6 protein-coding genes are annotated in these 8,183 nt (G+C 67.3%); 4 read left to right on the top strand and 2 right to left on the bottom strand.

The window, feature by feature from the left end:
- Positions 1-193 precede the first annotated feature (193 nt).
- Positions 194-1,528 carry a macrolide-binding ATPase MABP-1 gene (locus BN4332_RS29505; RefSeq protein WP_066903373.1) on the bottom strand — a complete coding sequence of 445 codons (1,335 nt, stop codon included), beginning with the start codon at positions 1,526-1,528 and terminating at the stop codon, positions 194-196.
- Positions 1,529-1,727: 199 nt separating this feature from the next.
- On the opposite strand from BN4332_RS29505, the gene BN4332_RS29500 reads away from it, so the two are divergent.
- Together BN4332_RS29500 and BN4332_RS35685 are read left to right on the top strand one after the other, a co-directional pair.
- Positions 1,728-2,039, top strand: a complete 312-nt coding sequence (locus tag BN4332_RS29500; RefSeq protein ID WP_066903371.1) for a WhiB family transcriptional regulator — start codon at positions 1,728-1,730, stop codon at positions 2,037-2,039.
- Between the two features lie 212 nt (positions 2,040-2,251).
- Positions 2,252-2,656 carry a hypothetical protein gene (locus BN4332_RS35685; protein WP_066903369.1) on the top strand — a complete coding sequence of 135 codons (405 nt, stop codon included), beginning with the start codon at positions 2,252-2,254 and terminating at the stop codon, positions 2,654-2,656.
- 67 nt (positions 2,657-2,723) lie between these two features.
- Here BN4332_RS35685 and BN4332_RS29490 read toward each other — a convergent pair whose 3' ends face one another.
- Positions 2,724-4,148, bottom strand: a complete 1,425-nt coding sequence (locus BN4332_RS29490; protein ID WP_066903367.1) for a zinc-dependent metalloprotease — start codon at positions 4,146-4,148, stop codon at positions 2,724-2,726.
- 91 nt (positions 4,149-4,239) lie between these two features.
- On the opposite strand from BN4332_RS29490, the gene BN4332_RS29485 reads away from it, so the two are divergent.
- Both BN4332_RS29485 and BN4332_RS29480 read left to right on the top strand, forming a co-directional pair.
- On the top strand, positions 4,240-5,280 hold the full coding sequence (locus BN4332_RS29485; protein ID WP_066903377.1) for a YlbL family protein: 1,041 nt from the start codon (positions 4,240-4,242) through the stop codon (positions 5,278-5,280).
- Positions 5,281-5,377: 97 nt separating this feature from the next.
- Positions 5,378-8,183, top strand: a 2,806-nt coding sequence (locus tag BN4332_RS29480) for a UPF0182 family protein (protein ID WP_066903375.1), incomplete at its 3' end; no start/stop codon positions are given.

Below are 8,183 nucleotides of genomic sequence, written 5' to 3'. Positions count from 1 at the left end.
GTGCCGTTCCCGGCGCATCCTCCGGCCGCGCCAGCCGCGGCCGGATCCGCGCGCGCCCAAATCCGGTGCGCGCCCACCCTTTTGTCACGCTGGAGTGACGCCCGACTTCGGGCGTCACTCCAGCGTGACGCTGGCGTTGTGGGGCGTCGCCCTCACCTGAGCGCCGGCCGGTCGGGCCCCGGTCAGGAAGAGCTCAGGCCGCTTCCTCGGCGAAACCCGGAACCAGTTCTGTGGCAATCGCTTTCACCGGCACGTGCGCGTCGAGCTGGCAGCACATGGCGATGGTGGAGGCGATCACGCGCAGCGGGATGGCCAGGTTGGGCGGCAGGTCGAGCTGGCGGGCCGTCTTGATTTGGGCCACCCAGTTGTCCATCTGGCCGGCCGCCATCCGCTGAATCCACCGCCGGTTGTAGTGGAAGACGTCCACCTCGATCGGTTCGACGTACTGGCGCAACATGTCGTCGACTTCCTCGATCGAAACCTGTTGCCCCTTCTGGATGAAACCGGCTTCCTCCATGGTGGGCAGCAGCTCGTCGTAGTTCTTGTCCCGAGCCAGCCGGATGCACTCGCCCAGGGCCGTCGGGAAGCCGTCGGGCAGCGGCGCGACCGCGCCGAAGTCGATCACACCCATCCGGCCGTCGGGCAGCAGCATGAAGTTCCCCGGATGGGCGTCGCCGTGCATCATCTGCAACCGCTTGGGGGCGTCGAAGGTGAGTTCGGACAGCCGGGTGCCCATCAGATCCCGCTGTTCGGGGGTGCCCTCGCGGATGATCACCGACATCGGGATGCCGTCCATCCATTCGGCGATCACGACCTTCGGCGCGCTGGCCACGATGGCGGGCACACAGAAGTGCGGGTCGTCGCGGTAGGCCTTGGCGAACGCGCGCTGGTTCTCGGCCTCAAGCCGGTAGTCCAGTTCCATGTCGGTGCGTTCGATCAACTCGTCGACGATGCCCTGGATGTCGACGCCGGGGGCCAGCTGCTTGAACACCCCGACCAGGCGCTGGATCGTCTTGAGGTCCGCGCGCAGGGCCTCGTCGGCGCCGGGGTATTGGATCTTCACGGCCACCTCGCGACCGTCGGACCACACCGCCTTGTGCACCTGACCGATGCTGGCCGACGCCACCGGGGTGTCGTCGAAGGAGGTGAAACGCTCCCGCCACTTGGTGCCGAGCTGCGCGTCGAGCACGCGGTGCACCTTGGCCGCCGGGAGCGGTGGCGCTTCGCGCTGCAGTTTGGTCAGCGCCTCGCGGTACGGCTTGCCGTACTGCTCGGGAATGGCGGCCTCCAGCACCGAGAGGGCCTGGCCCACCTTCATCGCCCCGCCCTTGAGCTCACCGAGTACGGCGAACAATTGTTGAGCGGCCTTGTCCATCAACTCGGCAGTGACCTCGTCCTTGGACTTGCCGGTCAGACGCTTGCCGAACCCCAACGCGGCCCGCCCCGCCATGCCGCCGGCCAGGCCGGCGAGCTTCGCATTCCGTGCCACACTTCCACGTTTGATGTCAGACACCAGACCATCATCCACGACTTGGCTGAATCGCCTACAACCAACTGGCAACAAACGTTTTCAACACGGGCACTCNAGCCGAAATGGCCACGGACCGCAGTCAACCGGATCCGTGGCCAATTTTTTTGGGATAGTTCTCCACCCCGAAAACCTGGTCGCAGATCCATCGAAGAGACAGATCGCCGACAACTACGACCAGGAAGTAGGGGATAAGCACATGTCCATTGCGATGACCGCTCCGGAGGTGAGCGTCGCGCCGATGACATGCGAAGAGCGGCTGCCGGCGGTGCCGTGCCACATCGGGAATCCCGATCTGTGGTTCGCCGAGAGCCCAGTCGATCTGGAGCAGGCCAAGGCTCTGTGCGCGGGTTGCCCGATCCGCCGCGAGTGCCTGGCCGCCGCGCTGGAACGGCAGGAGCCGTGGGGCGTTTGGGGCGGCGAGATCCTCGAGCGTGGAACCATCGTGGCCCGTAAGCGGCCACGTGGGCGTCCGCGCAAGAATGCCGCGGGTACCACGGCCGCCGCGTGAGCGCGGCGGCCGGGGTGCCGTTCCCGGCGNCGCGGTCGGTGCGGTGCAAGTCGGCGCAATGCAGGCAGCTCGTCATCCCCGGAATCACCAGCGGCCCGACCAGCCCGGCCCCGTCGCGCACGCGCACAGGCAGGTGGGCGATACCGCTGTCGTGCAGCTCCTGCAGCAGTTGCGGGTCGGTGACCTGGTAGTCGGCCAGCACCACCAGATCGGTGGAGGCGGCCACGTTCCTGGTGTGCGGGTGGGTGCTGTGTCTGATCCGGGCGCCCGAGCAGCGCAGGCCGTTGGCCAGCAGCTCCGACAACGGCCCGCGGCCGTGGATGCGGATCGAGGCCGAGCGGGTCCTGGGGGCCGGGACGGTCACCGCGGTGAGCACTCCGGCCTCGGTCAGCGCGTCGATCAGTGCGTCGACGGCCTCGTCATCGTCGAAGGATCCCGCGGCGGTGCGCAATTCATCCCGAGTGGCCCCGGACTGCACCGCGCGCAGCAACTCCGCTAGCTGTGCTTGCGTCATCCCGGCGGGCGGACGGACCAGCACTGCGCGGCGCGGGTCCCACCCGAGCTGGACCGCGTCGTCGGGCCGCAGCAGGATCGGCCTGCCCGCGACAAGCACGTAGCGGATCATGCGAAGACTCTGCCACGGCAGCCGCGACCGCCGTTTCAGTTATCCACAGGGCGTGCGGATCAGGACTCGCCGTCGCCGGTGTCCTTGTCGCCCTTGCGCTGTTCCTTGTCCAGATCGGCTTCCTTTTCCAGATCAGCCAAAGCCTGTTCGAAGGCACTGTCGAGGCCACTGGTGTCGCCGCCGATCATCCGGTCGACGAAGCCGGCCGGCTCGTCGAGGTCGGCCGCGCTGGGCAGCAGGTCGGGGTGCTGCCACACACTGTCGCGGGCATCGGTTCCGGCGGCCTCGGTCAGCCGTTCCCACAGCACCGCGGCCTCGCGCATCTTGCGGGGGCGCAGTTCCAGGCCGACGAGGGTGGCGAAGGTCTGCTCGGCGGGGCCGCCGGTGGCGCGACGACGACGCAGCATCTCTGCGAGCGCGGACGTGCCGGGGATGCGGTCGCCGAGTGCGGCGGTCACGACGGTCTGCACCCAGCCCTCGATGAGCGCCAGCAGGGTTTCCAGCCGCTCCAGGGCGGCTTCCTGCTCGGGCGTGGCCTTGGGCTCGAAGATGCCCTGGTTGAGCAGCTGCTCCATCTCCGACGGATCGCCCAGCGAGGCCGGGTTGAATCCGCGGGCGAAGTCCTCGATGCCGGACATGTCGACCTTCATGCCCTTGGCGAAGGCCTCGACCGCACCGAGCAGCTGGCTCGGCAGCCACGGCACGTGGCTGAACAGCCGATGATGGGCGGCCTCGCGGGCGGCGAGGAAGGTCAGGATCTCGCTGCGGGGACGTTCCAGCCCTTCGGCCAGCGTTTCGATCGCCTCGGGCATCAGCGCGGCGACGCCCTTGGGACCGAGTGGCAGGCCGACATCGGTCGAGGTCAGCACCTCGCGTGACAGCTTGCCCAGCGCCTGGCCCAGCTGGGACCCGAACGCCATGCCACCCATCTGCGACATCATCGCCAGCAGGGGACCGGCCATGCTCTTGGCCTCCTCGGGCAGGGCCGAGGCCCACACCGACGAGATCTGCTCGGCCACCGGGTCGCACAGGCGCTTCCAGGTGTCGAGGGTGTTGTCCAGCCAGTCGCTGGGAGTCCACGCCACCGATCGGGTGGTGCCGGCGGGCAGCGGGGTGACCCCGTCGAGCCAGGTCTCGGCCAACCGGACCGCGTCGGCCACCGCGCCGGTGGTCTTCTCCGGCACGGGCGCGACGAACCCGATCGAGTTGGACGCCAATTGCCGGGCCAGGTCGTAGTTCACCGGTCCGGATTGCTTGCCGCCGGCCATCGCGCTGCCGGCGCCGCTGAACATCTCGCCGAGCTTGGTGAAGATCTGCCCGAGGTCGCCCATGTCGAAGTTGGCTCCGCCCATGCCGAATCCGAACGGATCCGATCCCGGACCTGGTCCGGGATTGCCGGAGCCGGACCCCGAGCCGGGGTCCTTCTTGTCTTTGTCTCGGTCGGGGTCGTTCCCGGCGGAGAAGCCGAAGGGCAGGTCAGCCATACCCACAACGGTACTCATCCCCAGGTGCCCGGGTGCGGCTGTGGGTCACGCTGTGGGTGAACACGATCTCGCAGCCTCTACTGTGGGCGGCGTGAACAGGCGGATTTTGACGCTGCTGGTAGCGCTGGTGCCCATCGTGGCGTTCGGTGTGCTGCTCTCGGTGGTGACGGTGCCCTTCGTCTCGCTGGGACCGGGTCCGACGTTCAACACCCTCGGTGAGATCGAGGGCAAGCAGGTGGTGGACATCAAGACGACGGGAGGAACCGGCGACTTCGTGGTCCATCCGACCTCGGGGCACCTGAACATGACCACGGTGTCCCAGCGTGACGGGCTGACGTTGGGCCAGGCGCTGGCGTTGTGGATGTCGGGCCGTGAGCAGTTGGTGCCCCGCGATCTGGTGTATCCGCCGGACAAGTCCAAGGACGAGATCGACGAGGCCAACAACTCCGATTTCAAGAAGTCCGAGGACAGCGCCGAGTACGCCGCCCTGTCCTACCTGAAGTACCCGATGGCCGTCACCGTGCAGAGCGTCACCGACCCCGGCCCGTCGGCGGGCAAGCTGCGCGACGGCGACGCGATCGACGGCGTGAACGGCAAGCCGGTGGCCAACCTCGACGAGTTCCAGGCCCTGCTGAAGGACACCAAGCCGGGCGACGAACTGGTGATCGACTTCCGCCGCAAGAACGCGCCCCCCGGCGTCGCGACCATCAAGCTCGGCGACAACCCGGACCGCGATTACGGCTTCCTCGGGGTCGGTGTGCTCGATGCCCCGTGGGCGCCGTTCGACATCGACTTCCACCTGGCCAATGTCGGCGGTCCGTCGGCCGGGCTGATGTTCAGCTTGGCCGTGGTCGACAAGCTCACCACCGGCGACCTCAACGACGGCAAGTTCATCGCAGGCACCGGAACCATCACCGGCGACGGCAAGGTCGGCTCCATCGGCGGCATCACCCACAAGATGCTGGCCGCCAAGGAGGCCGGCGCGACGGTGTTCCTGGTACCGGCCGACAACTGCACCGAGGCGCGCTCGGCCCCGCAGGACGGGATGGAGTTGGTGAAGGTGGACACCCTGACCCAGGCCGTCGACGCGCTGCACACGATTTCTGCTGGTGGCGAACCGCCTCGCTGCTGAATCCGCGCGCTTCCTGTGAATGGCTAGAGTTGTAGGAAATTCGGGCGGCCCGTCGGGCATGTCACGAGTCCACCGAGGCTGAAACGGGAGTTGACGAGTGGGGATGCGGCCCGCGGCGAGGATGCCGAAGCTGACGCGACGTAGCCGGGTACTGATCGGGTTGGCACTGGTGCTGGTGCTGGCGCTACTGATCGGGCCCCGGGTGGTCGACGGCTATGTCGACTGGCTGTGGTTCGGCGAGCTGGGCTACCGGTCGGTGTTCACCACCGTGCTGGCCACCCGGGTCATCGTCTTTCTCGTGGTCGGTCTGGTGATCGGTGCGGTGGTTTTCGCGGGCCTGGCCCTGGCCTACCGCAGCCGGCCGGTGTTCGTACCGGCCGCCGGTCCCAATGACCCGGTGGCGCGCTACCGCACCACGGTGCTGGCCCGGCTGCGGCTGTTCGGGATCGGCGTTCCGGTCTTCATCGGACTGCTGGCCGGCATCATCGCGCAGAGCTACTGGGTGCGGGTGCAGCTGTTCCTGCACGGCGGTGACTTCGGGATCACCGATCCGCAGTTCGGCCGGGATCTCGGGTTCTACGCATTCGATCTGCCGTTCTACCGCCTGGTGCTGACGTACCTGTTCGTCGCGACGTTCCTGGCGTTCATCGCGAACCTGCTGGGGCACTACGTGTTCGGCGGGATCCGGCTCACCGGTCGTAGCGGGGCGCTGAGCCGCGCCGCGCGCATCCAGCTGATCAGCCTGGTGGGCACCCTGATCCTGCTCAAGGCGCTGGCGTACTGGCTCGACCGCTACGAGCTGCTCAGCAACACCCGCGCCGCCAAGCCCTTCACCGGCGCCGGCTACACCGACATCAACGCCGTACTGCCGGCCAAGCTGATCCTGCTGGCGATCGCGCTGATCTGCGCGGTGGCGGTGTTCTCGGCGATCGTGTTGCGTGACTTGCGGATTCCGGCCATCGGCGTGGTGCTGCTGCTGCTCAGCTCGCTGGTGGTGGGCGCCGGATGGCCGCTGATCGTCGAGCAGTTCAGCGTGAAGCCGAACGCCGCGCAGAAGGAAGCCGAGTACATCAGCCGGAGCATCACCGCGACCCGGCAGGCCTACGGGCTCACCGACGACACGGTGACCTACCGCAACTACGAGAGCAAGGGTCAGACCACGGCCGCACAGGTCGCGGCCGACCGGGCGACCACGTCCAACATCCGGCTGCTCGACCCGACGATCGTCAGCCCGGCCTTCACCCAGTTCCAGCAGGGCAAGAACTTCTACTTCTTCCCGGATCAGCTGGCCATCGACCGGTACGCCGGTCCTGACGGCAACCTGCGCGACTACGTGGTGGCCGCTCGCGAACTCAATCCGGACCGCCTGATCGACAACCAGCGGGACTGGATCAACCGGCACACCGTGTACACGCACGGCAACGGTTTCGTCGCCTCGCCGGCCAACACCGTGCGCGGGATCGCCAATGACCCCAACCAGAACGGCGGGTATCCGGAGTTCCTGGCCAGCGTGGTCGGCCCCAACGGCAGCGTGATCTCTCCCGGGCCGGCGCCGTTGGACCAGCCGCGCGTGTACTTCGGTCCGGTGATCGCCGATACCGCGGCCGATTACGCCATCGTCGGCAAGAACGGTGACGTCGACCGCGAGTACGACTACGAGAACAACACCGAGACCAAGAACTACACCTACACCGGTTCCGGCGGCGTTCCGATCGGCAACTGGTTCAACCGGTCGGTGTTCGCGGCCAAGTACGCCGAACGGAACTTCCTGCTGTCCAACGTGATCGGGGAGAACAGCAAGATCCTGTTCAACCGGGATCCGGCGGAGCGGGTCGAGGCGGTGGCGCCGTGGCTGACCACCGACACCAGCGTGTACCCGGCGATCGTCAACAAGCGCATGGTGTGGATCGTGGACGGCTACACCACGCTGGAGAAGTATCCGTACTCGGAGCTGACGACGCTGTCGAGCGCGACCGCGGACTCCAACGAGGTGGCGGTCAACCGGCTGGCGCCGGACAAGCAGGTGTCCTACATCCGCAACTCGGTCAAGGCCACCGTGGACGCCTACGACGGCTCGGTCACGTTGTATGCCCAGGACGAGCAGGATCCGGTGCTCAAGGCGTGGATGAGCGTGTTCCCGGGCACGGTCAAGCCGAAGTCCGACATCTCGCCTGAGCTGCAGAGCCATCTGCGCTACCCCGAGGACCTGTTCAAGGTGCAACGCGCCCTGCTGGCCAAGTACCACGTCGACGACCCGGTGAAGTTCTTCACCAACGCCGACTTCTGGGATGTTCCACTGGATCCCAACCCGACCGCCAGCAGTTTCCAGCCGCCGTACTACATCGTGGCCAAGGACCTGGCGAACAACAACAGCAATGCGTCGTCGTTCCAGTTGACCAGTGCGATGAACTGGATTCGGCGCGACTTCCTGGCCGCGTACATCAGCGCGAGCTCGGATCCGTCGAGCTACGGCAAGATCACCGTGTTGACCATTCCGGGTCAGGTGAACGGCCCGAAGCTGGCGTTCAACGCGATCAGCACCGACACCGCGGTGTCACAGGACCTCGGTGTGATCGGCCGTGACAACCAGAACCGGATCCGGTGGGGCAACCTGCTCACCCTGCCGGTGGCCGATGGTGGCCTGCTGTACGTGGCGCCGGTATATGCCTCGCCGGGCAGCAGCGATGCCGCGTCGTCGTACCCGCGCCTGATCCGCGTGGCCATGCTCTACGGCGACAAGGTCGGTTATGCCCCGACCGTCAGCGACGCGCTGACCGAACTGTTCGGCCCTGGCGCGGGCGCCACCGCCACCAACGTGGCTCCCACCGAAGGCAGGCCGCAGTCTGCGGCTGCTCCGGCCGAGCCTCCGGCCGCCCAGCCGCCGGCTCCGGATGGGCAGGCGC

This window comes from Mycolicibacterium houstonense (assembly GCF_900078665.2).
Taxonomy (GTDB): Bacteria; Actinomycetota; Actinomycetes; order Mycobacteriales; family Mycobacteriaceae; genus Mycobacterium; species Mycobacterium houstonense.
The sequence above is the reverse complement of the archived record's forward strand: the minus strand, read 5'-3'. Positions and strand labels throughout refer to the sequence as shown.